The organism is Cryobacterium sp. Y62 (assembly GCF_002929785.1).
GTDB lineage: Bacteria > Actinomycetota > Actinomycetes > Actinomycetales > Microbacteriaceae > Cryobacterium.
This window is the reverse complement of the sequence record NZ_PJJK01000119.1, coordinates 91,769-115,456: the sequence shown is the minus strand read 5'-3', so window position 1 is coordinate 115,456 and position 23,688 is coordinate 91,769. Positions and strand designations below refer to the sequence as shown.

The window sequence follows — 23,688 nt, the reverse complement described above, 5'->3', positions numbered from 1 at the left end:
GGGGCCGGTGACGAGCCCGCGGATCGTGCTGACCGCGCGGGAACGGCTCGTTCGCAGTTCCCTGGCCATGGTCGCCGCGCTTCTCTTTGGCTTTTTGGCGCAGGTGACCGTCGTCGGACAACTCCAACACACCGTCGCCCAACAACAGCTCACCGACACATTTCGCCTCCAGCTGGCCGAGGGAACGGCCCCGGTCAGTGAGGGCACGGTAGAAAAGGTACTGCTCGCCGATGGTGCCCCGGTTGCGCTCATCGACATCCCCGCCCTTGACGTTCACGAGATCATCGTGGAGGGAACGGACTCGGGTACGACCCAAAACGGTCCGGGTCACCGTCGCGACACGGTGCTGCCCGGCCAGGCAGGAGTCAGCGTGGTCATGGGGCGTGCCGCGGCTTACGGTGCACCATTCGCGCGAATTCAGGAGCTGCGCCCCGGACAGAAATTCTCCGTGCTGACCGGTCAGGGCAAGTCGACCTTCTCAGTCATCGGGGTTCGATATGCCGGCGATCCCGCTCCGGCCTCGCCGCGAGCTGACCAGGGTCGTCTCATCCTGCAGACGGCTCGCGGTTTAGCCTTTGTGCCCAATGGCATTGCCAGGGTGGATGCCGAACTAGTCAGTAAAACGTATCCCGCCGGTCAGCGACAAACGACTTTTGCTACCCTCCGCCCGGCCGAGCGCGAACTTGCCAGTGATTTCTCTACGGCGTGGGCGCTCGCCTTTGCCCTGCAATTCTTTCTGCTGGTCGAGTTTGCTGCAGTCTGGTCCATTCCTCGCGTTGGCGCGCAGAAGACCTGGATCGTCTTCATCCCGGTGGGAGTGCTGAGCGGTCTTGTCGTTGCTGACCAGATCGTCCGGCTGCTGCCCAACCTGCTCTAACTCGCTCTGCCACCCGTATTCTTCCTTCAACTATTCAAATCGTCCCGAGTCACGGGGCACTAAAGAAAAGATGTGGTCATGACTCCACTGTTCCGCGACGATGACCGAACCCTCACCTTGCCCATTCAGGAGACGTCAGGCCCGCGCCTGGCCGGGCGGCTGCAAGCGCCCTTGAATCAAGTACGCTCGCGCGCGCCCTGGAGCCGACGTTCGGTCGACTCGTCAGAATCAGCGCGGGGCGTCGCAGCAGCGGGAGAATTCGCTCCCGATCGGAAAAACGTCCCGGCGCTGGCCACCCTTGAAGGCCGCAACGTCTCAGCGTGGTTCGGTGAACGCCAAGTGCTGGACCGAGTCTCACTCACCATGTCGGCTGGCGTCATTACCTCGTTGATCGGTCCGTCGGGCTGCGGAAAATCCACGTTTTTGCGCATCCTGAATCGGATGCACGAGCTCGTGCCATCGGCCAGCCTCGCCGGAGAGGTTCTCCTCGACGGTGAGGACATCTACGACGCAGAACGCAAGCTCGTTGATGCCAGGAAAAGCATCGGTATGGTCTTTCAGAAACCAAACCCGTTCCCATCGATGTCCATCTACGACAACGTGGTTGCGGGCCTGACCCTCACCGGTACTAAGGCATCGAGCGCCGAAAAGGACTATCTCGTTGAAAGTTGCCTCACCAAGGCCGGGTTATGGAAGGAGGTGCGAGACCGACTCCGCTCGCCGGGAAGCGGGTTGTCCGGCGGACAGCAGCAACGCTTGTGCATTGCCCGATCACTTGCGGTTACCCCGCGCATCCTGCTGATGGATGAACCGTGTTCCGCGCTCGACCCGACGTCAACCCGAGTGATCGAAGAGACCATGTTGGAGCTCGCTCAGGAGGTCACGATCGTGATCGTGACGCACAATATGCAGCAGGCGCAGCGGGTATCGCAGAATTGCGCCTTCTTTCTGGCTGCGCAGGGCACGCCAGGTGGCATCGTGGAGCACGGTCCCACCGACGCCATGTTCGGTGGCCCGACCGATAGCCGCACCGCCGACTACGTCAACGGACGGTTTGGATAACCAGCCGGATTCTGGCTGCGGCAAGCGGATGCCGGCGCGCGGGCAATAGCTGGCCGCGAATGCAGCAAACGGTCGCGCTGGCGCCAGCGCTCAGTCGAAGTCGAGGCTCAGCTTGCGGAGCAGAGCGGCCAGCCGCTCTTGGTCGGTCAACGAGAGCGTCGCGAGCAGCTCGGCTTCCGCCTCGACAAGCCGGGTGATGGCAGCATCCACTCGACTGAGCCCGGCGGGAGTCATGCCCACCAGGATGCCGCGGCCGTCGTTCGGCGCGGAGCGTCGCTTCACGAGCCCACGATCGACGAGTCCGTCGATGCGGTTGGTCATGGTGCCGCTGGAGACGAGTGTCTGTTGCAACAGGGCCTTCGGACTGAGCTCGTAGGGTGTTCCGGCGCGGCGGAGGGCCGAGAGCACGTCGAACTCCCACGACGCGAGTTCCGAGCGGGAGAAGGCTGAGCGGCGGGCCCGGTCAAGGTGCTTGGCCAGTCGGGCAACGCGGCTGAGCACCTGCAGCGGCGCGAAGTTGAGGTCTGGGCGTTCACGCAGCCACGAATCGACGATTCGGTCGACTTCATCATGGCCAGGCATTGCTCCATTATCCCGCTTGCCGAGGGGTTTCTTCGCCGCAAGCTGCGTTCGCAGCACTCGAGTGCGCGTGCTGGCCCCCAGAATCTGGCAGACTTGACAGGTTGCTGACCTCGGTCAGCATGGTCCGCCATAGTGTAACGGCAGCACGGCAACCTTTGGAGTTGTTCGGTCCAGGTTCGAATCCTGGTGGCGGAGCACTACTTTCTTTCTCCACACGCGTTAGGAATCCTGTGACAGACGCCCGCCTCGCCATCATTGTGTTGGCCGCCGGCCAGGGCACCCGCATGAAGTCCAGCCTGCCGAAGCTGCTGCATCCGCTTGCCGGGGTTCCCATCGTCAGCCATGTGCTCGCGACCGCGCGCGCCCTCGATGCCGCCCACGTCATCACCGTTGTGCGACACGAGCGCGACCTGCTGGCCGCAGTCGTGGCCGAAGACCTCCCCGAGAGCACGATCATCGACCAGGACGAGGTCCCAGGCACCGGTCGTGCCGTCGAGCAGGCCGTCGCCGCGCTTCCCGTCGGCTGGGACGGCGACGTGCTCGTCATCAACGGTGACGTGCCGCTGCTGAACGCCGCTACCCTCGCCTCATTCATCTCCTCGCACCGTAAGGGCGCGGCCGCCAGTACCGTGCTCTCCGCCTACCCCGATGATGCGACCGGCTACGGCCGCATCATCCGCTCGGCTGAGGGTGTTTTTGACCGCATCGTCGAGCAAAAAGATGCAACGGATGCAGAATTGGCCGTCACCGAGATCAACGCCGGTGTCTACCTGTTCGGCCTGGCAGAGCTGCGCGAGCAGCTCGCCCAGCTCACCACCGCGAACGCGCAGGGTGAGAAGTACCTCACCGATGTAATCGAACTGCTGCGCCGGGCCGGCTCCGAGGTGAGCGCCGTTCCCGTTGCCGACGCCTGGATCGTCGCCGGCATCAATGACCGTGCCCAGCTCGGCGACACCGCCCAGAAGCTCAACGCGCTCATCGTGCGCGGCTGGCAACTCGCCGGTGTGACCGTGCAAGACCCCGCCACGACCTGGATCGACCTGAAAGTCGTGCTGGAACCCGACGTGACTCTGCTGCCGGGCACTCAGATCGAGGGAGCCACCGTTGTAGCCACCGGAGCCATCGTTGGCCCGGACACGACCCTGCGAGACTGCGAGATCGGCGCCGGAGCCCGGGTCAACCGCACAGACGCGACCCTCGCGGTGATCGAAGCGGGGGCATCCGTCGGCCCGTTCTCCTATCTTCGCCCGAAGACCGTGCTCGGCGCAGAAGGCAAGATCGGCGCCTTCGTCGAGACCAAGAATGCCCAGATCGGCGCCGGCAGCAAGGTGCCGCACCTGAGCTATGTGGGCGACGCCACGATCGGCGCCCAGTCGAATATCGGTGCTGGAACAATATTCGCCAACTACGACGGCGTCGCCAAACACCACTCCGCGATCGGGTCGCATGTGCGCACCGGGTCGCACAACGTGTTCGTCGCGCCGATTACAATTGGAGACGGTGCGTACACGGGAGCTGGCACGGTCGTTCGCAAGAGCGTTTCGGCCGGCGCATTGGCCATCAGCGTGGCCCCGCAACGCAACATGGACGGCTGGGTTCACGCCCACCGTTCAGGCACGGCCGCGGATACGGCGGCGGCCGAGAGCATTAGTAGCGAAAAGACTGGAGAATAGGTGTCGAAAATCAAGACCAGCGGCGACAAACGACTTGTACTGGTTTCGGGGCGGGCACACCCGCAGCTCGCACTCGACATCGCCACGGAGCTTGGTTCTGAGCTGCTCCACACGGATGCCCGCACCTTCGCCAACGGTGAGCTGTACGCCCGGTTCGACGAGAGCGTGCGCGGCTCTGATGCCTTCGTCATCCAGTCGCACACCGCTCCGATCAACGAGTGGCTAATGGAACAGCTCATCATGGTCGACGCGCTCAAGCGAGCCTCCGCCAAGCGCATCACCGTGGTTGCACCGTTCTACCCCTACGCTCGCCAGGACAAGAAGGGTCGCGGTCGCGAACCGATCTCGGCCCGCCTCGTCGCCGACCTGTTCAAGGTCGCCGGCGCCGATCGCATCATGTCGATCGACCTGCACGCCGCCCAGATTCAGGGCTTCTTCGACGGCCCCGTCGACCACCTGTTCGCCATGCCGGTGCTGCTTGAGCACTTCCGCGAGAAGCTCGACCCCGCCACCCTCACCATCGTCTCGCCCGACATGGGTCGCGTACGCGTCGCCGATATCTGGAGTGACCGCCTCGGCGTGCCGCTCGCGATCATCCACAAGCGCCGCGACCCGCTCGTGCCCAACCGCGTCTCCGTGCACGAGATCGTCGGCCAGGTCGAGGGCCGCGTCTGCCTGCTGGTCGACGACATGATCGACACCGGACGCACGATCGCCCTGGCCGCGGAAGCCCTGCGCGAGGCCGGCGCCATCGGTGTTGTTGTTGCCGCGACCCACGCCGTGTTCAGCGACCCGGCCGTCGACATGCTGCAGAACCCGGCCATCAGCGCCGTCGTCGTCACCGACACGCTGCCGATCCCGCCGGAGAAGCGCTTCCCGACCCTGACCGTGCTGCCGATCGCTCCGCTGCTCGCGCGTGCGATCCACGAGGTCTTCGACGAGGGTTCGGTCACGTCAATGTTCGACGGTGCCGCGTAGGCAACAGATGGTACTGCGGAGGCGGTGGCTGCGGCCGCCGCCTCCGCTTCTTTAACTGCGCCAAGTATGGATGCTCCTGCTCGCGTTCCCGCGTCGCCTCGCGTCCTGCCTTCTTCCTCGCGTCGTGACGCCTGTGGCACGCGGCCTGGCAACCATGTTGCGTTGGCATCCGTGTCACGCAGCGCGGGGGTTCTGGCCAGCCTGACAACTACCGTCTAACTTTTGCGTACCGGCGCAAGTCCCGCGCAGTTCGGTTAGGTTCGGGTAGCCGGCTCGAGCTGGCGCGGCGCGGCGGGGACGATGCCAAGTGGCGTGACGAATGTGTCGCGCTCGTTTTGGTCGATCGCATAACACTGCCAGCCGAACCCGCCGGGGCCGGCGAGGTCAAAGCGGGCGTCGTAGTCGACGGCGAACGGGTAGTACCGGGCCACTGCAGCCAAGCAGGCGTTGGCAGCGGTGTCCGAGGCGACCCGCATGGTCGTGAGCACGCCCGGCACCACCAGGGCAATGAGCCCGAGCACGACAACGACCCGCAAGATCGAGGTGAAGTGTTTCCCGCGCAGGGGCCGGTAGTTGTCGTTCGGCTCGTAGCCGGAGAGCTCGGGGTGATTGTCAGTCATGGGGAGAACAAGTATTCCAGACGTGAGTGTGAAGCGACCCGTATAGACAAATCGACCAGCAGCATCCTTTATATCAGTGGATGCTGCCGGCCGGCAGAGCTGATGGGGCTAGTGAGTGGACGCCTCAGTGGCGATCTCACTGTGGTCGCCCGACCACAGGGTGTGAAAGGTGCCGGGCATGTCGACGCGGTTGTAGGTGTGCGCGCCGAAGAAGTCGCGCTGTCCCTGCACGAGGGCGGCCGGCAGCCGTTCGCTCGCGAGCGAGTCGAAGTAGCTCAGGCTCGAGCCGAAGCCGGGAACCGGGATGCCCGACAGTGCGGCGGTCGAGACGACGCGGCGCCACGCGGCCTCACCGGCAGCAACGGCCTCGGCGAAGTACGGGTCAACGAGTAGGCTCGGAATCGACGGGTCGTTGTTGTAGGCATCGACGATGCGGTTGAGGAACTGGGCGCGAATGATGCAGCCGCCGCGCCAGATGGTGGCGATGGCGCCCTTGTCGATGCTCCAGCCGTACTTCTTCGCTCCGGCGATGATGGCGTCGAAACCCTGGGCGTAGGCGACGATCTTCGAGGCGTACAGCGCCTGGCGCACGTCGTCCTGGAAGGTGTCTCCCACGATCGCAATCTCCGGACGCGCAGCGAGGGTGGCGCGCACCGGTCCGCGCTGCTCCGGGTGTGCCGACACCGCGCGGGCGAAGACGGCTTCGGCGATGCCACCTACGGGAACGCCGAGGTCGAGGGAGTTCTGAACGGTCCAGACTCCGGTTCCCTTGGATCCGGCCTCGTCGAGCACGATGTCGATGAAGGGCTTACCGGTCGTAGCATCAACCTGGCGCAGGATCTCCGCGGTGATCTCGATGAGATAGCTGTTCAGCTCGCCCGTGTTCCACTCGGCGAAGGTGTCCGCGATCGCCGCGGGGGAGTGGCCGCCGACGCGACGCAGCAGGTCGTACGCCTCGGCGATGAGCTGCATGTCGGCGTATTCGATGCCATTGTGGATCATCTTGACGAAGTGGCCGGCGCCGTCGGTGCCAATGTGGGTGACGCAGGGCACACCGTCGACGACCGCGGCGATAGATTCGAGGATCGGGCCGAGGGTCTTGTAGGCCTCCACCGAACCGCCGGGCATGATGCTTGGGCCATTGAGGGCGCCCTCTTCACCACCGGAGATGCCGGCGCCGACGAAGTTGATGCCCTTGGCACTCTGTTCCTTTTCCCGACGGATGGTGTCGGTGAATTCGGCGTTGCCGCCATCGACGATGATATCGCCGGGTTCGAACAGCTCGGAGAGCTGAGAGATGACCGCATCCGTTCCGCGGCCGGCCTGCACCATGATGAGGGCGGTGCGCGGTTTGGTGAGCGAGGCGACGAAGTCGGCGATGTTCTCTGAAGCGACGAAGTTTGCTTCCGGGTGTTCGGTCATGAGCAGGCGGGTGCGCTCGGGAGAGCGGTTGTACACCGCGACCGTGTTTCCCTCGCGGCCGGCGAGGTTGCGGGCGAGGTTCGAGCCCATCACCGCCAGTCCGACGACACCAATATTTGCCTGTGCTTGCCGAGACTCTGACACGTTTTCTCCTTTGGGGCTGTATTGAACAGGCCACTGTCAAGGCTAGTCCACGAGACTGTTCGGTCTCACCTTCGAGGGTCAGGTGGAGCGCAGCGCGACTCAGACGACAGCGTTACCATCCCAGATGGAACTCATCTCGTTGAAAGCACGTTCCATGATGCCGAGCATGGCTTCGTGAGCGGCTTCTGGATTACCGCGTTGAATAGCGCTAGCGACGTCGACGTGTAATTGCAACGCCTCGTTATGCGGATGCCGCGGCATCAGCCCGTAATTCGTGCGGCCGGTCAGTACCTCGGCAACGAGGCTGTTGAGCTTGGCGAACATCTCGTTGCCCGAACTGGCCAAAACCAGGCGGTGAAACTCGATGTCAAGCACGAGAAAGGCTTCGGGGTCATCGGCCTGGCCGGCCGCCCACAATTTTCCGGCCAGTCCCATCAGTTCGCTGGCGTCTGCTAATGGCGCGCGAATAGCGGCCAGCCGAGCAGCCTGCGGTTCGATGGCAGTTCGCAATTCGGTCAGGGAACGTAGTTGTGCGATACGAGCCGGCGATGCGAGGCGCCAGCGGATTACTTGGGGGTCGTACAGATTCCACTCCGAAGCCGGCAGAATCTGCACGCCGACTCGGCGGCGAGACGCGAGCATGCCCATGGAGGCGAGTACCCGGATGGCCTCACGCACCACTGACCGGGAGACGCCGAACCGTTCTTCGAGTTCCTCGATACGAAAGACGGATCGACTCGCGAGTTCGCCAGCACAAACAGCCAGGCCGAGCAGGTCGACGACGCGGGCGTGCAGGCTGGTTGCCGGGGCGCTGTCGTCGAGACCAGAGGTCGGGTCGACGAGCGAGGCCTCGCCGTACCCGGCCATCACATTGTGTTTCATATGCTTGATCATATCGGTACGCCGGGAAACTTGAATAAGTATGCTTTATTCGGTAGCGTGACTTTTTGAGACAGATGTAAAGATGCATTCTGTCGGGGACCGTGGCTCACAGCGCCGGTTCTGCGAATGGGAGACACAGTGAAGCGTCATTCAGTTGTTCGCGTTGCGGCCATCGTCGCAGCGACATTTTTCGCCGCCGGCACACTCACCGCGTGCAGTGCCGGTGATGATGGGGGCTCGAAGACCCTTCGGGTCACTCTGGCCAATCACGTCTGGACTGACACTATCAAGAGTAAGCTACCCGAGTTCGAGGCCGCCACCGGCTTGACCGTGGAACTCAGCCAGTACGGAGAGGATCAGCTCTCTGACCAGTACAACGTCAAGCTGAATGCCGGTACAGACGAGATCGACGTCATGATGTACCGCCCGCTCCAGGAAGGCAAACTGTTCGCCAAGAACGGTTACCTGGGCGACCTGAGCGATGACGTCGAGTCGAATGCCGTTTGGGACTGGAGCGACTTCCAATCCGGACCGGTCGAGTCGACGACCTACGATGGCAATGTCGTCGGGGTACCGATCATCACCGAGCAGGAAGTGCTGTATTACCGTAAGGACCTTCTCGCCAACGCCGGCCTCGAGGTGCCCACCACCATGGACGAGCTCGAAGCCGCCGCCAAGGCTATCTCAGAACAGAACCCCGGCGTTGCCGGCTTCGTCGCTCGCACCGGGAAGTCCGCCGCCGTCACCCAGTTCTCGAGCTTCCTCTACAGCTTCGGTGGCGACTTCATCGACGAAAACGGTGACTCCGCTGTCAACAGTTCCGAAGCCAAGGAAGCCTATGCCTTCTATGGCGGGCTGATTCGCGACTACGGCCCCGAGAACGTCAGCACCGACATGAGCTGGCCCGAGGCGATGGCCATCTTCACCCAGGGCCAGGCTGGTCTGTACACCGAGGCCGACAGCCTCTACAAAAATGCCACCGACCCCGCGACGTCCAAGGTGTCCGACACGGTCGGCTTCGCACCGATGCCCGCCGGTCCCGGCGGTTCCGTCGCCTACAACGTTCCGTCATGGGCGCTCGGCATCAATGCTGAATCCGCCAACTCGGCCGAAGCCTGGTCATTCATCGAATGGGCCACGAGTGCGGAACTGACCCTGGTGGTGCAGCAGGATGGTGTTCCCGGCGCACGTCAGTCGGTGTGGGAAGACCCGGCCGGTACATCGACCTACCCGGCTGACCTCGCTGCGGCGATCGCCACGAGCACGAAGAACGGTGTCGGTCATGACCGACCGCTCGTCATCAAGGTGCCCGAAGCACGTGAGATCGTCGGAGACCCGATTGTCATTGCTATAACCGGTGGAGATTCCGATGCAGCAGCGGATGCCGCGAGCGATGCCTTCCAGGACATCCTCGACGAGGAATAGCCACCTCCACCGAGTCGGGGCGAACGGTCGACAACGATCGTTCGCCCCGCCAGTCCTCCTTCTTCAGAACGCGCAATACCAAGTGTGAGGTGAACGATGACCACGATGGTCACCACCAAGCCCTCGAGGTGGAAAAACTATTCCACCTGGGCAAATCGGCATCGCAAGTGGCTCTTCGCTGCTCCCGCGATGATCTTCGTCGGGCTACTCATAGCCGTGCCGCTGGGCTGGACCCTGTATCTCAGCGTGACCGACTCCGAGGGTTCGGTGCGCGCCGCATCCAATCTGGTGGGATTCAGTAACTATTTCGAAGTGCTCACCGACACGGAACGCTTCTGGCCAGCCGTGATGCGCACCTTCGTCTTCACTGGAGGAGCGCTCGCCATTGAGCTCATCCTGGGAATGTGTATCGCTCTTCTCCTCTGGCGCCCATTCCGCGGCGAGAAATGGGTTCGCGTCGCGATCCTGCTGCCGTTGGTCGCGACTCCGGTCGCCGTCGGCATGATGTGGCGCCTCATCTTCGACCCGAATATCGGTTTCGCCAATCAGGTATTGAACTGGGTCGGCATCCCAGCCCAGCCCTGGCTGTCCGGCCAGTACACCGCTTTACCGACGCTCATGTTCGTCGACATCTGGCAGTGGACTCCGATGGTCGTGCTGATGCTGCTCGCCGGCCTCACGTCGCTCTCTGACGAACCCGATGAAGCGGCCCGCATCGACGGTGCCAACTCCTGGCAGCGATTCTGGTTCGTGACTTTGCCTCTGCTGCGTGCCACCGTCATCGTTACGATCGTGCTTCGGGGGATCGACGCCCTGAAGACGTTCGACATCCTCTATGCCACCAAGGGTAAGGGCGGCGGGTCGTTCCACGAGGTGGAGACACTCAACATCTACGCCTTCGGCTTGAGCTTCGATTACAACGACTACGGGATCGCCTCCACCGTGTTGATCCTGTTCTTCCTACTCATCATCACGATCATGTGGGTGCTCACGTACCGCAGAAAGGCGAACCGGTCATGACCACGACCCTGTCAGCCCGTCCCGTTGCCGAGACATCGCGCTCGATCGCGACCGCGCGGCGGCGTCGCAAGCCGCGTGCCTACAAGATCTTCCGTGTCGTCGCACTGGCCCTGACGGTCTTGTTGTTTGTCGCACCGCTGGTCTGGATGTTCGTCGCGTCGCTCAAGACCAACGTCGATATCTACGACGCCAGCAAGACCCTGTTCTTCACGCCGACCTTCGACAACTACGACAACGTGCTCAGCCGCAACAACTATTTCGGATTCATCTTCAATAGTTTCTGGGTGGCCTTGCTCTCCACCTTGTTCTCCCTGCTCATCGGAGTTCCGGCCGCCTACGCGATGAGCCGGTTCGCCATGCACCGTTCCGCGCTCGTCGTGCTGATGGCCCGCATTATCCCTGGCGTCAGCCTGCTCGTGCCCTGGTACTTCATCTTCGCTAATATGCGCCTGGTCGGCGGCTTCGGCGTTCTGATCCTGTCTCACATGTTTGTCGCGCTGCCACTCATCGTCTACATCATGATCAGCTACTTCGACTCGACTCCCCTTGAGCTGGAGGAGCAGGCGCAGGTGGACGGCCTCACCCATATCGGTGCGTTCCTCCGCATCACGCTGCCGCTGTCGGTTCCCGGACTCGCGACCGCCGGAATTCTCTCGTTCATCTTTTCCTGGAACAACTTCATGTTCGCTCTCGTGTTGTCCGGGGCCAATACCAAGACCCTTCCGGTGGCGATCTTCAACTTCGTCTCGTATGCCAGCATCGACTGGGGGAGTTTGATGGCGGCGGCCGTCGTCGTCACCGTTCCGATCATGGTGATCGCACTATTCACCCAGAAATACATCGTGTCCGGCCTCACCGCCGGGGCGACCAAGGGCTGAGCGTGGCCTTCCCTCCGATCATCGTCATGGGTGTTCAGGGCTCAGGCAAGTCGACCATCGGTGAACTTCTAGCTGAGCGACTCGGCACCCGATTTCTCGACGGCGATACCCTGCATCCAGCCGTCAACAAGGCGGTCATGGCGGCCGGCTACGCGTTGCAGGATGAACATCGGCTGCCTTGGCTGCACGCAGTCGGGCGCTGCCTGGCCGCGGACGAGCCAAGCGGCATTGTCATTGCCTGCTCGGCACTCAAACGCAGCTACCGCGACCTGTTGCGCAGCCACACCGCTGATCTTTTCGTCGTCGATGCCGAGGGGGCGATCGACCTCATAGCGGCCCGACTGCGCGCCCGAACCCACGAATTTATGCCTCCCGCGCTATTGCAATCACAGTTCGACACGCTCGAGGCACGCACAGACGGTGAACGCGGCGTGACCGTGGATATCGTCGAACCGCCCGGCACCATCGTCGAACGGATCGTCGCGGCTCTTGCCGCCGAAACAGAAGGTGGTGAGGTTGCCCTTGGCACACATTGAACGAGTAGAAATTTTTCTTGTTGCACCCCGTTGGTTGTTTGTGCGGTTGGAGACCAGCGATGGCGTCGTCGGCTGGGGAGAGGCCAGCCTGGAAGGACATTCGGATGCCGTGCGAGCGGTGGTCGAACAGTTCGCTGAGTATCTCATCGGTACCGACCCTGCTCGCATCGAAGATCACTGGCAGGTCTTGACCAAGAGCGGGTTCTACCGCGGCGGTCCGGTTTTTGGCAGCGCGATCTCCGGCATCGACCAGGCCTTGTGGGATATCAAGGGCAAGGCTCTCGGAGTGCCCGTCTACCAGTTGCTCGGCGGTGCAGTGCGGGATCGAATCCGCATGTACGGCTGGGTCGGCGGCGACGATCCCAGCGGAATCACCGATGCTGTCGCGGCGCAGGTCGCCGTAGGGTTGACCGCTGTCAAGATGAACGCCTCCGGCATCATGAGCCGGGTCGGCACGGTCGCCGAAATCGACGGCGTCCTGGAGCGTGTCGCCGCGGCACGCGACGTGCTCGGCCCCGACCGCGATGTGGCCGTAGACTTCCACGGCCGGTTCACGCTCGCCAACGCCCGCCGGATTGCCCCACTTCTGGAGCCGTTGCGCCCGTTTTTCATCGAGGAGCCGGTCGTTCCGGAGAACTCGCACCTGATCGGGCAGCTCACCAAAGCCACGTCGATTCCGATCGCCACCGGAGAACGCCTCTATACCCGGCAGGACTTTCGTCCGGTTTTCGAGGCGGGAATCGCTGTGGCCCAGCCGGACCTCTCCCACGCCTTCGGCATCTCGGAGGTGCGGCGTATCGCCGCGATGGCCGATATCTATGACGTGCAACTGGCCCCGCACTGCCCGCTCGGTCCGATTGCGCTCGCCGCCTGCCTGCAGGTGGGGTTCGCAACCCCAAATTACCTGATTCAAGAGCAAAGCATTGGTATTCACTACAACCAGGGGGCCGAGGTGCTCGACTACGTGCTCGACAAACAACCGTTGAAATTCGTGAACGGCAACATCGAACTGTTGGCCGGCCCCGGTCTTGGCATTGAAGTCGACGAGGCCGCAGTGCGAGCCGCCGATTCGCGCGGGCACACCTGGCGATCACCGATCTGGCGGCACGCCGATGGCGCGCTGGCGGAATGGTGACGGCCGTGACGACCTCCACGACAGCATTCGATTTCCTGGCCCGGCTGCAGCGGGAACGTCTGCTCGCCATTGTCCGCGGCAACAATCCAGACGCTGCGCTGGCCGCGTCGCTCACACTCTTCGCCAGCGGCATCCGCTTTCTTGAAGTGTCGCTCGTGACAACGGATTCCCTCGCCATCATCGCAGAGCTCGCTCGGCTGGCCCCGAGCGGCTGCGTCGTCGGCGCTGGTACGGTGCTCACCGTCGAGGATGTGCACCGCTCAGCGGCCGCGGGCGCGACCTTCATGGTCACCCCCGCCGTGACCGAGGCCGTCGCTGAATCGGCTCTGCTCGGCCTGCCGGTGTGCGCGGGCGCGCTCACCCCGACCGAAGTCGTTGCGGCCCGCCGAGCCGGCGCGACCGTGGTCAAGCTCTTTCCCGGATCATTCGGCGGTCCGGCCTACCTCAAGGCGTTGCGCGACCCGCTCCCGGACGTGCCGTTCGTTCCGGTCGGCGGCGTCGACGCTGAGCGGGCCGCGGAGTATTTCGCGGCCGGCGCCATCGCCGTCGGCATCGGCAGCCCCCTGCTCGGCGATGCTGCGCAGGGTGGGGCCCTCGACGCCCTGCGCGCACGCGCTGCCACCTTTCTGCAGGTGCGCGACCGGGTCGATCAGGCTACCGCGACTTGCCCATGACCGAAACCGACGTCGCGACGCTCGGTGAGACGATGGTCAGCCTGCGCACCGGCACCCCCTTGCGTCTCGGCGGTGCGCTGCAAATGAGCATGGCCGGCTCCGAATCGAATGTCGCCATCGGCCTGGCTCGGCTCGGTCACAGCGTGCGCTGGGGCGGCCGCGTCGGTGATGACGAGGTCGGCACCTATCTGCTGCGAACCTTGCGCGCCGAGTCTGTGCTGGTTGACACCGTTTCGATCGACCTTCACCGGGCCACCGGCCTCATGCTCGCCGAGCGGCGCATCAACGATCTCTCTCGGGTGAGCTACTACCGCACTGGATCGGCGGGCTCGGCGCTCAGCGAAACGGATGCCTTGGCCTGCCTGGCCGTAACACCCCGACTCCTGCACGTCACGGGCATCACCCCTGCCCTCTCCGACTCGGCCGCGGCGGCCGTCACCGAGGCTGTGCGACTCGCCCGCGCTGCGGGTGCGCTCGTGAGCATCGATGTGAACTATCGCTCCAAGCTGTGGGGCATCGACGCCGCCCGAGCGCGCCTCACCCCCCTTGCCCGCAGTGCGGATATCGTCATCGCCTCCGACGACGAACTCGCGCTGGTCGTCAGCGACGCGGCGACGCTGGCCGGGGAGGCGGCCGCGGCGGCCGAGCTCACGGCTTGCGGTGTTCGCGTTGTCGTCATCAAGCGCGGCGCGCATGGCGCGAGCGTCTATACCGACGGGCAGGTTGATCACGCATCGGCCCTCCCTGTCACAGTGGTGGATACCATCGGTGCCGGAGATGCATTTACTGCCGGCTATCTGTCCGGCGTGCTCGACGGGCTCCGGCCGGTCGAGGCGCTGCATCGCGGCACCGTCACCGGAGCCTTCGCAGTCGCCGCCATCGGAGACTGGGAGGGCGCGCCGACCCGCGCCGAACTCAAGCTGCTGGCTGCCCCGGACGGAGTCACGCTGCGCTAGCGTCGGCATCCGCTTCATTTCATCACGTTGACCACCAAGGAGAATCCATGAAGATCGACAGAGCAGAAGTCATCGTCACCAGCCCCGACCGCAACTTCGTGACGCTGCGCCTCACCACCGACGACGGGCTCGTCGGGCTGGGCGACGCCACCCTCAACGGCCGGGAACTGGCCGTCGTGGCCTACCTGCAAGAGCACGTCGTTCCGCTGCTGCTGGGTTCCGACGCGCATCGCATCGAAGACACCTGGCAGTTTCTCTACCGCAGTGCCTATTGGCGTCGAGGCCCGGTCACCATGGCCGCGATCGCCGCCGTCGACGTTGCGCTGTGGGACCTCAAGGCGAAGGCCGCTGGCCTTCCCCTATACCAGCTGTTGGGCGGAGCCAGCCGGGACAAGATTCTCGCCTACGGCCACGCCTCGGGTCGTGATCTTCCCGAACTGTTCGATTCCATCCGCAAACATCAGGCCCTCGGCTACCGGGCGATTCGGGTGCAGACCGCAATCCCCGGCCTCAAAGCCATCTACGGAGTCGCCGCCCAGACCCAGACCAGTGGCAAGCGTTATGACTATGAACCGGCCCAGCGATCGGCCAGGCCCGCCGAAGAAGACTGGGACACCCGCGCCTACCTGCGGCACCTCCCGACCGTCTTCGAGGGAGTGCGCGCCGAATTCGGAGCCGAACTACCCCTGCTGCACGACGGTCATCATCGGATGACGCCGATCCAGGCCGCGAAACTCGGTAAGTCCCTCGAGCCCTATGATCTGTTCTGGCTCGAAGACTGCACCCCGGCCGAAAATCAGGAGGCCCTGCGTCTCGTACGTTCCCACACCACCACCCCGCTCGCGATTGGTGAAGTCTTCAACACGGTCTGGGACTACCAGACCTTGATCAAGGACCAACTTATCGATTACGTGCGGTCGGCGGTCACTCACACCGGCGGAATCTCGCCCATGAAGAAGATTCTCGACTACGCCGCGCAGTACCAGATCAAGTCGGGTATTCACGGACCTACCGATATCTCACCGGTGGGTATGGCGGCGGCATTACACCTCGACCTGGCCGTCCACAACTTCGGAATCCAGGAGTACATGCAGCACGGCGAGGCCACCAACAGTGTCTTCGAACAATCGTTCAGCTTCTCCGACGGCTACCTGAACCCGGGCAACCAGCCCGGACTGGGCGTCGAAATCAACGTCGATGAAGCCGGAAAGTACCCATATCAGACTGCCTATCTGCCCTTCAACCGGCTGGCCGACGGAACCGTCCACGACTGGTAGACCGCGGCGCGCGACACGCCCGAGCCGCGGGGTCGGCTCGAACTGTGTAAGATTGAGAATCGAACTTCGGCGAGGGATATCGTCACCCGGGTGACTGGGCTGGCGGCATCCGTTATCGACGCGGCGGACGAGACTTTGGGCTTTTCCTCACGCTGACATGCGTTCGAGTTGAATCAGTACCCCCATCTCCGGGCCTCGGCCCGAAGACCACGATCTGGGTCTCATACCCGCTAGGAGAAATACCATGGCTTCTAAAAAAGAAGTAAATGCCGTCGTCGCTGAACTGCGCGAAAACTTTGGCAAGGGCGCGGCCCGCAAGCTACGCGTGCTCGGCCTGATCCCGGCCGTCATCTACGGCCACGGTACCGAGCCGGTGCACGTGTCGCTGCCGTCGCACCGCATCGGCCTGCTGCTGCGTCGCAAGAACATGATTCTCGAGCTCGATCTCGCCGGCACGAAGCAGCTCGTTCTGGTCAAGGACGTGCAGAAGGACCCGGTCAAGGCCATCATCGAGCACATCGACCTCATCGTCGTTCGCAAGGGTGAAAAGGTTCAGGTTGAGGTTCCCGTACACACCACCGGCGAATCGTTCCCCGGCACCATGGCCGACTTCGACACCAAGTCGCTCCTGCTCGAGGTCGAAGCTACCGACATTCCGGAGAACCTCCAGCTGTCGATCGAGGGCCTCGAAGACGGCGCGCAGGTTCACGCCAAGGACGTCACGCTGCCCGCAGGCGCCGTGCTTGTGTCCGACCCCGACACCTTGGTCATCTACGTGCACACGCCGCGTGGCGAGGACGAGGCCGAAGAGACCGAGGTCATCACGGCCGGTACCCCGGCCGCTACGCCGCCCGCCGCGTAACAATTATTTTCACTCGGTTTACACGGGGTTTTCCAACACTGCGACGGAGGATTCCCCTGGATGCGAACCAATGGCTCGTCGTCGGGCTCGGTAACCCCGGGCCCGACTACGCGGGCAATCGCCACAATGTCGGCCAGATGGTCACGGCGCAGCTTGCCGACCGTCTCCCGTCCAATTTCAAACGGCACAAAACCGCCGCGCTGGTCGCCGAGGGGCGACTCTCGCCCAGTGGACCAAAACTGGTGCTGGCCAAGCCCACCACGTTTATGAACGTCTCCGGCAGCCCGGTCGCCGCGCTGCTGCGGTTCTATTCGCTGTCCGTGTCCCGACTCATCGTCGTGCATGATGACCTCGACCTGCCCTTCGACACCCTCAAGATCAAGGTCGGCGGCGGTCACGGCGGGCACAACGGCCTGCGCGACATTATTGCCGCCTCCGGTACCAACGAGTTCGTCCGCATTCGCATGGGCATCGGTCGCCCGCCCGGCCGCCAGAATGCGGCCGATTTCGTGCTACACGACTTCGCATCCGCCGAGCGCAGCATTCTGCCCAATTTGATAGCGGATGCTGCCGACGCGATCGAACTGATCGCCACCGACGGCGTCGTGGCGGCTCAGCAGAAGTTCCACTCGCCCACGTAGGTAGACTCATTCAGTGATCCTTCAGGGCTTAATCGCTGCGCTCGCGCGCGCCTCCACGTTCGATAACGCCCTCGCCTACGCCAGCCGGGATGCTGATTTCTCGTTAACCGAGGGTCTGCGCGCCCCGCTGCTGGCCGCGCTGCTCGACCTGCGTCGCGATGATGCGCAGGCGCTGCTCGTCATCACCGCCACCGGCCGCGAATCAGAGGCGCTGCGCGAGAACCTCGGCTGCTTCGCCACCAGCGCCGAAATCATAGACTTTCCGGCCTGGGAAACCTTGCCACACGAACGTCTGAGCCCGAGCGCCGAGATCGTCGGCAAACGCCTGCACGCCCTGCGGCGCATGCGTGAGTGGCAGGAGAAAGACGCAAGCGCACGGCGTCCGCTTATCGTGGTCGCCTCGGTGCGTGCAGCCCTGCAACCGGTCGCCGACAACCTCACCGACTACGAACCGATCGAGCTCACTGTCGGCGCGCGCGGCCACGACCTCTCGGCGATCGTGCTGCAACTGGTAAACGTGGCCTACGCCCGCGTCGACATGGTCACCCGGCGCGGTGAGTTCGCCGTGCGCGGCGGCATCCTCGATGTGTTTCCGCCGGTCGCCGTCCACCCGTACCGGGTCGAGTTCTTCGGTGATGAGGTCGAGCAGATTCGCCTCTTCAGCGTCGCCGACCAGCGCTCGCTGCCCGAACCGGTCGAATCCGTCAGTCTGCCGCCGAGCCGGGAACTGCTGCTGAGTCCCGCCGTGCGGCAGCGCGCCCGAGAAATGCAGCACGAGTTTCCGAGCCTGGCCGGATTGCTCGCCAAAATCGCCGAAGGTATCCCGGTCGAGGGCATGGAAAGTCTCGCGCCGGCCCTGGTCGACCGGCTCGTGCCGGTCACCCACTACTTGCCGACCAATGCCGCCGTTGCCGTGATCTCACCGGAACGGGTCGCGAGCCGGGCGATCAGCCTCGCCGAAACCAACCGCGAATTTCTGGGGGCCGCCTGGAGCGCGGCCACGGCCGGCGCTGACGCCCCGATCGACCTGGAATCGGGGGACTTTCTTACCCTCGGTCGCCTGCGCGACAGCGTGAAGTACTCAGCTCCCGGTGCCCCGGCGAGCGGTCACCACTGGTGGACCCTGAGCACGTTCCAGGCCGCACCGACCGATGCACCGGTTTTGCCCGAACACCTTGAGATAGACGAACTGCTCACAATTCGCATTGAAGCGGATGCCGTCCCGACCTTTGCCGGCAGCGTCGACGGCGCGATCGGTCACGTCGCCTCCCGGCTGCACGACGGCTGGGTCGTCGGCATCGTTGCCCAGGGCGCTGGGCTGGTCGAGCGGGCCGCTCAGGTATTGGCCGAGCGCGAGCTGCCGGTGCGCGTGGTAGATGTCTGGCCACTGCAACCGGAACCGGGTATCGCTTACCTGCTGAAGGCATCCGTCGATCACGGTTTTGAGTTGCCGACCAGCAAACTTTCGCTAATCAGCGAGTCAGAGTTTTACGGGCGCACCGTCGGTTACTCGGCACGGCAGATCAAGAAGCTCGCCAGTCGCCGCAAGAATGTCGTGGACCCGCTGCAACTCGTCGCCGGCGACCATGTCGTGCATCAGACGCACGGCATCGGCCGTTTTCTCGAACTGACCCAGCGTGAGGTGTCGAGCGGCGGGCGGAACCCGGTCAAGACCACCCGCGAATACCTCGTGCTGGAGTATGCGCCGTCGAAGCGTGGGCATGCCGGCGATCGGCTGTACGTTCCCACCGACCAACTCGATCTGGTGACCCGCTATGTCGGCGGCGAGGCACCGACGCTGAGCAAGATGGGCGGCAGCGACTGGTCGAGTGCCAAGACCAAGGCGCGCCGGGCGGTGCGGGACATCGCCGTTGAGCTCGTCAAACTGTATGCGGCGCGGATGGCCAGCAAGGGTCATGCTTTCGGGCCGGACACCCCCTGGCAGCGCGAGCTCGAAGAGGCCTTTCCCTTCGTGGAGACACCCGACCAGCTCACTACGATCGACGAGGTCAAGGCCGACATGGAACGGCCCATTCCGATGGACCGGCTGCTCAGCGGTGACGTCGGTTTCGGTAAGACCGAGGTTGCCATTCGTGCAGCGTTCAAAGCCGTGCAAGACGGCAAACAGGTCGCCATGCTCGTGCCAACCACGCTGCTGGTCAGCCAGCATATAGAAACTTTTAAGGAGCGCTTCGCCGGATTCCCCATTCACCTGCGTGCCCTGTCACGGTTTCAGACCGAGAAGGAGTCGCGTGAAACGATCGCAGGAATGCTCGACGGCACGGTTGATGTTGTCATTGGCACCCATCGGCTGTTGTCACCGTCGATCCTTTTCAAGGATCTCGGCCTGGTCATCATTGACGAGGAGCAACGCTTCGGCGTCGAGCACAAGGACGCGCTGAAGAAGCTCAAGACCAACGTCGATATTCTCGCGATGAGCGCGACACCGATACCGCGGTCGCTGGAAATGGCGGTTACCGGCATCCGTGAAATGTCGACCCTGGCCACCCCACCCGAAGACCGGCACCCGATCCTGACCTTTGTTGGGCCGTACTCGCAGCGGCAGGTGGCCGCGGCTATCCGTCGCGAGCTGTTGCGTGAGGGCCAGATCTTTTTCGTGCACAACCGAGTCACCAGCATCAATCGCATCGCGTCGGAGCTCGCCGAACTCGTGCCGGAGGCGCGCATCGCGATTGCGCACGGGCAGCTGCCCGAGGCTCAGCTGGAACAGGTTGTTGGTGATTTCTGGGAACGCAAGTTCGACATTCTGGTCTGCACCACGATTATCGAGACCGGGCTCGACATCAATAACGCCAACACCATCATCATCGACCGGGCCGATAAGTTCGGTCTGAGTCAGCTGCATCAGCTGCGCGGTCGGGTCGGCCGTGGGCGCGAGCGGGCGTACGCCTATTTTTTGTATGACGAGAACAAGCCTCTGTCAGAGACAGCGCACGACCGGCTCGCTACCATCGCGGCGAACAACGAGCTCGGTGCCGGCATGCAGGTGGCGCTGAAGGACCTCGAGATTCGTGGCGCCGGCAACCTGCTCGGCGGCGAGCAGGCCGGGCACATCGCGGGGGTCGGCTTCGATTTGTACTTGCGCATGATCGGTGAGGCCGTTTCGACGTTCCGTGGCGATGTCGCAGAGGGCCAGACCGAGCTGCGGCTCGAGTTGCCGGTCGACGCGCACATTCCGCACGACTTCGTCGACAGCGAACGGTTGCGCCTTGAGGCTTACCAGAAGCTGTCCAGTGCGAGCTCGACGACGGCGACCGACGACCAGATCGACCTGGTACTCGAAGAGCTCACCGATCGTTACGGCGAACCGCCGGTGCCGGTGCAGAATCTCGTGGCCGTATCGCGACTGCGTTGGCAGGCCCAGCGGGCGAACCTCAGCGAGGTCGTCGCTATGGGTTCAAACCTGCGAGTGGCTCCCGCGGACCTGGCCGACTCGATTCAAATACGTTTGCAGCGGATGTATCCCGGCTCACGTTACGTGTCGTCCACCGGGGCGCTCAGCGTGCCGATGCCGCGGCCGAACGGTGAGCCGCTCGAGGACAACGCCCTGATCGAGTGGACCAAGTCGCTGCTGACCGCGATCTTCCCGCCCGCCGTTCTGTCCGCCACCTAACCCCTAACGCAGACAGCACCGACGTTGCGGGAACGACGGTGCTGTCTGATTCAGCGGATGCTTAGCTCTTCGACGTCTGCTCAGTTTGGTAGACATCCGGGATGCCGTCGTTGTCGCTGTCGATGGCTTCCTTCTCGGCAATGCGACCGTAGTGACGGTTACGCGCGCGCAAGATGACCGTGGCCAGGACGGCTGCGAGCAAAGACCCGAACAGGATGGCGACCTTGGCGTGGTCGTCGTGCGGGCTGCCCTGGCCGAAGGCGAGCTCGCTGATCAGTAGCGACACGGTGAAGCCGACGCCGGCCAGCAAGGACACGCCAATGACGTCGACCCAGGCCAAGTCGGGGTCGAGGGTTGCCTTGGTGGTCTTGGTCACGATGAAGGTTGCCAGCAACACACCGATCGGCTTGCCGACCACGAGCGCGAGGACGATGCCGACCGCTACCGGGTCGGTGATGGCCTGGTACAGACCCTGGGCGCCGCCGAGGGTGACGCCGGCGGAGAAGAATGCGAAGACTGGAATAGCGAAACCGCTCGACAGCGGGCGAATGCGATGTTCCAGTGTTTCGGCCAGGCCGGGCCCGGCCTCTGGCCCGCCGCCGCGCTTGCTGCGCAGCACGGGTACGGCGAAACCGAGGAGCACGCCGGCCACGGTCGCGTGCACGCCGGAATCGTGCACGAGCGCCCAGACGATGAAGCCGAGAGGCAGCAGCACCGTCCATGCCGCCCAGCCTCTGGTGCCAAAGAAGTAGGAGAATTTATGGGTCAACAGCCAGAAGAGACTGAGCAGCATCAGGGCCAGGATGAGTGGCAGCACGGCGATATCCGTGGTGTAAAAGAAGGCGATGATCGCAATGGCGAGTAGATCGTCGACCACGGCAAGGGTCAGCAGAAAAATGCGTAGGGCGGGCGGAAGCTTCGATCCGATGACGGCGAGAACGGCGACGGCGAACGCAATGTCGGTCGCGGTGGGAATTGCCCAACCGCGAAGAGTTTCGGCGCCGGATTCGAGGTTGATCAGCGTGTAGATGACCGCCGGAACGATCACGCCACCAACCGCTGCGGCCACCGGTACGATGGCCCGGTTCACGCTGCGCAGGTCGCCGGCTACGAATTCACGTTTCAGCTCGAGGCCGGCCAGAAAGAAGAAGATTGCCAGCAGGCCGTCGGCGGCCCAGGCGCCGAGGCTCAGCTCGAGGTGCCAGGGCTCGTAACCGATTTTGAAGTCGCGAAAGGCGTAGTAGGCATCGGAGAAGCCGGAGTTGGCCATGATCAGCGCAGCCACGGTCGCGGCGAGCAAAATGGCACCTCCGACGGTTTCCTTCCGGAGAATGCGCGAGATCCGCACGAATTCGTTGTGGCTGCCGCGGCGAAGCACGGTGGCGGTCGACGGGTTGGCCTTCGAAGCTGGCCGGCTGGACGATTCGGTCATTAAAATTCCTCTGGTCTTTCGGGCGCGCACATCCATGTGCCGACCAGACTTCCCGGCTCACCGTGAACCAGAATACACGATGTACCCGAGCGATCATAGGTGGCCCGCCTACGATGGAGAGACGATGGAACCGATCCAGGAGTGCCGACCATGACCAACCCCGTGTTTTCCTCCGGCTCCGCATCCGGCTCCGACGCGACTCGATCGACTCCGCTGGCCGACGAAATCGACCGGGATGCAGCATCCGCTCGGCAAACAACGATGCAACCCAGTGCTCTCGATACCCTGATCGTCACCGTCGCGCGGCTGCGCGGGCCCGGCGGCTGTGCGTGGGACGCCGACCAGACCCATGCGTCGCTCGTGCGGCACCTGGTCGAAGAGACGCATGAACTGATCGAGGCGATCGAGGACGGCAGCCGCGACGACCTGCTCGAGGAACTCGGCGATGTGCTCTACCAGGTGCTTTTTCACGCCGATCTGGCCGCGCACACAACGTCAGAAAACTTCGACATTCAGGATGTCGCCGCTCGTCTGACCGAGAAGATGGTGGGGCGGCATCCGCACGTTTTCGGCGATGTCACCCTCAATACCGCTGAAGAGGTGTCGGCTGCCTGGGACGGTTTCAAGGCCGCGGAGAAGCCGAGCCGCACGAGCGTGCTCGACGGAATTCCGACCGGCATGCCGGCGCTCGCCCTGGCCGACAAGGTGCTCGGGCGCGCTGAAAAGATCGGCCTGATCGAAGCGGATGCCGGCTTCCCGCTGCCGGTTGAATCCGAAGCCGATCTGGGCCCGTTGCTGCTGGCGATCGTGGCCTCCGCTCGCGCCCAGGGCCTCGACGCTGAGCGCGCGCTGCGTACCGCCGTGCGCGACCTGCAGGGAGAGATTCGCGGAGCCGAGAGCTCGGCAGCCAGCAACGCAGATGCCTTCGACGCCGGAATAATCGCCCTCCCCGCCTAACGCTCTTGCGGAACAGAGCAG

At 63.7% G+C, this 23,688-nt stretch carries 21 protein-coding genes and 1 tRNA gene; 17 read left to right on the top strand and 5 right to left on the bottom strand.

What is annotated here, in order from left to right:
* The first annotated feature begins 7 nt into the window (after positions 1-7).
* Both CXY71_RS18025 and CXY71_RS18020 read left to right on the top strand, forming a co-directional pair.
* Positions 8-877 (top strand): sortase, encoded by an 870-nt coding sequence (locus CXY71_RS18025; protein WP_233204717.1) that lies wholly within the window; start codon positions 8-10, stop codon positions 875-877.
* 288 nt (positions 878-1,165) lie between these two features.
* Positions 1,166-1,939, top strand: a complete 774-nt coding sequence (locus CXY71_RS18020; RefSeq protein ID WP_199184365.1) for a phosphate ABC transporter ATP-binding protein — start codon at positions 1,166-1,168, stop codon at positions 1,937-1,939.
* Between the two features lie 90 nt (positions 1,940-2,029).
* Here CXY71_RS18020 and CXY71_RS18015 read toward each other — a convergent pair whose 3' ends face one another.
* A complete protein-coding gene (locus CXY71_RS18015; protein ID WP_104138673.1) occupies positions 2,030-2,521 on the bottom strand; it encodes a MarR family winged helix-turn-helix transcriptional regulator in 492 nt (163 codons plus the stop codon).
* A 123-nt stretch (positions 2,522-2,644) separates the two neighbouring features.
* On the opposite strand from CXY71_RS18015, the gene CXY71_RS18010 reads away from it, so the two are divergent.
* From CXY71_RS18010 to CXY71_RS18000, 3 genes are all read left to right on the top strand, one after another.
* Positions 2,645-2,716: transfer RNA gene (locus CXY71_RS18010), tRNA-Gln, on the top strand.
* Positions 2,717-2,751: 35 nt separating this feature from the next.
* Positions 2,752-4,194 carry a bifunctional UDP-N-acetylglucosamine diphosphorylase/glucosamine-1-phosphate N-acetyltransferase GlmU gene (glmU, locus tag CXY71_RS18005; protein WP_104138670.1) on the top strand — a complete coding sequence of 481 codons (1,443 nt, stop codon included), beginning with the start codon at positions 2,752-2,754 and terminating at the stop codon, positions 4,192-4,194.
* Positions 4,195-5,172 carry a ribose-phosphate diphosphokinase gene (locus tag CXY71_RS18000; RefSeq protein WP_104138667.1) on the top strand — a complete coding sequence of 326 codons (978 nt, stop codon included), beginning with the start codon at positions 4,195-4,197 and terminating at the stop codon, positions 5,170-5,172.
* A gap of 254 nt (positions 5,173-5,426) precedes the next feature.
* On the opposite strand, the gene CXY71_RS17995 is transcribed toward CXY71_RS18000, so the two are convergent.
* The 3 genes from CXY71_RS17995 to CXY71_RS17985 form a co-directional block, all read right to left on the bottom strand.
* Positions 5,427-5,792 (bottom strand): hypothetical protein, encoded by a 366-nt coding sequence (locus CXY71_RS17995; protein ID WP_104138664.1) that lies wholly within the window; start codon positions 5,790-5,792, stop codon positions 5,427-5,429.
* Positions 5,793-5,900: 108 nt separating this feature from the next.
* Positions 5,901-7,358 carry an NADP-dependent phosphogluconate dehydrogenase gene (gndA, locus tag CXY71_RS17990; protein WP_104138661.1) on the bottom strand — a complete coding sequence of 486 codons (1,458 nt, stop codon included), beginning with the start codon at positions 7,356-7,358 and terminating at the stop codon, positions 5,901-5,903.
* Positions 7,359-7,457: 99 nt separating this feature from the next.
* Positions 7,458-8,240 carry a FadR/GntR family transcriptional regulator gene (locus CXY71_RS17985; protein ID WP_233204716.1) on the bottom strand — a complete coding sequence of 261 codons (783 nt, stop codon included), beginning with the start codon at positions 8,238-8,240 and terminating at the stop codon, positions 7,458-7,460.
* Between the two features lie 138 nt (positions 8,241-8,378).
* On the opposite strand from CXY71_RS17985, the gene CXY71_RS17980 reads away from it, so the two are divergent.
* The 11 genes from CXY71_RS17980 to mfd all read left to right on the top strand — a co-directional run bounded on the left by CXY71_RS17980 (position 8,379) and on the right by mfd (position 21,278).
* Entirely contained in the window at positions 8,379-9,665 is a 1,287-nt protein-coding gene (locus tag CXY71_RS17980; RefSeq protein WP_233198448.1) for a sugar ABC transporter substrate-binding protein, read from the top strand.
* Between the two features lie 96 nt (positions 9,666-9,761).
* Positions 9,762-10,685 carry a carbohydrate ABC transporter permease gene (locus CXY71_RS17975; protein ID WP_233198449.1) on the top strand — a complete coding sequence of 308 codons (924 nt, stop codon included), beginning with the start codon at positions 9,762-9,764 and terminating at the stop codon, positions 10,683-10,685.
* Entirely contained in the window at positions 10,682-11,563 is an 882-nt protein-coding gene (locus CXY71_RS17970) for a carbohydrate ABC transporter permease (RefSeq protein ID WP_104138653.1), read from the top strand. Before CXY71_RS17975 ends, CXY71_RS17970 begins: the two co-directional genes overlap by 4 nt.
* 2 nt (positions 11,564-11,565) lie before the next feature.
* Complete coding sequence (locus CXY71_RS17965) at positions 11,566-12,099, top strand: gluconokinase (protein WP_233204715.1); 534 nt, start codon at positions 11,566-11,568, stop codon at positions 12,097-12,099.
* On the top strand, positions 12,086-13,234 hold the full coding sequence (dgoD, locus tag CXY71_RS17960) for a galactonate dehydratase (protein WP_104138650.1): 1,149 nt from the start codon (positions 12,086-12,088) through the stop codon (positions 13,232-13,234). The genes CXY71_RS17965 and dgoD overlap by 14 nt, the downstream gene beginning before the upstream one ends.
* 5 nt (positions 13,235-13,239) lie before the next feature.
* Positions 13,240-13,908: a bifunctional 4-hydroxy-2-oxoglutarate aldolase/2-dehydro-3-deoxy-phosphogluconate aldolase gene (locus tag CXY71_RS17955; protein WP_233198451.1), complete on the top strand. Its 669-nt coding sequence runs from the start codon at positions 13,240-13,242 to the stop codon at positions 13,906-13,908.
* Positions 13,905-14,864, top strand: a complete 960-nt coding sequence (locus CXY71_RS17950) for a sugar kinase (RefSeq protein WP_104138644.1) — start codon at positions 13,905-13,907, stop codon at positions 14,862-14,864. The genes CXY71_RS17955 and CXY71_RS17950 overlap by 4 nt, the downstream gene beginning before the upstream one ends.
* A gap of 47 nt (positions 14,865-14,911) precedes the next feature.
* Positions 14,912-16,141, top strand: coding sequence for a D-mannonate dehydratase ManD (gene manD, locus CXY71_RS17945; RefSeq protein ID WP_104138641.1), 1,230 nt, complete (start codon positions 14,912-14,914; stop codon positions 16,139-16,141).
* 244 nt (positions 16,142-16,385) lie between these two features.
* Positions 16,386-17,003, top strand: coding sequence for a 50S ribosomal protein L25/general stress protein Ctc (locus CXY71_RS17940; RefSeq protein WP_104138638.1), 618 nt, complete (start codon positions 16,386-16,388; stop codon positions 17,001-17,003).
* Between the two features lie 56 nt (positions 17,004-17,059).
* A complete protein-coding gene (gene pth / locus CXY71_RS17935; protein ID WP_104138635.1) occupies positions 17,060-17,644 on the top strand; it encodes an aminoacyl-tRNA hydrolase in 585 nt (194 codons plus the stop codon).
* Positions 17,645-17,657: 13 nt separating this feature from the next.
* Positions 17,658-21,278 carry a transcription-repair coupling factor gene (gene mfd, locus CXY71_RS17930; protein ID WP_104138632.1) on the top strand — a complete coding sequence of 1,207 codons (3,621 nt, stop codon included), beginning with the start codon at positions 17,658-17,660 and terminating at the stop codon, positions 21,276-21,278.
* 61 nt (positions 21,279-21,339) lie between these two features.
* Here mfd and nhaA read toward each other — a convergent pair whose 3' ends face one another.
* Positions 21,340-22,710, bottom strand: coding sequence for a Na+/H+ antiporter NhaA (gene nhaA / locus CXY71_RS17925; RefSeq protein ID WP_104138629.1), 1,371 nt, complete (start codon positions 22,708-22,710; stop codon positions 21,340-21,342).
* Positions 22,711-22,860: 150 nt separating this feature from the next.
* Between nhaA and CXY71_RS17920 the strand changes: the two genes are divergently transcribed.
* Complete coding sequence (locus CXY71_RS17920) at positions 22,861-23,667, top strand: MazG family protein (protein WP_233204714.1); 807 nt, start codon at positions 22,861-22,863, stop codon at positions 23,665-23,667.
* The last annotated feature ends 21 nt before the right edge of the window (positions 23,668-23,688 follow it).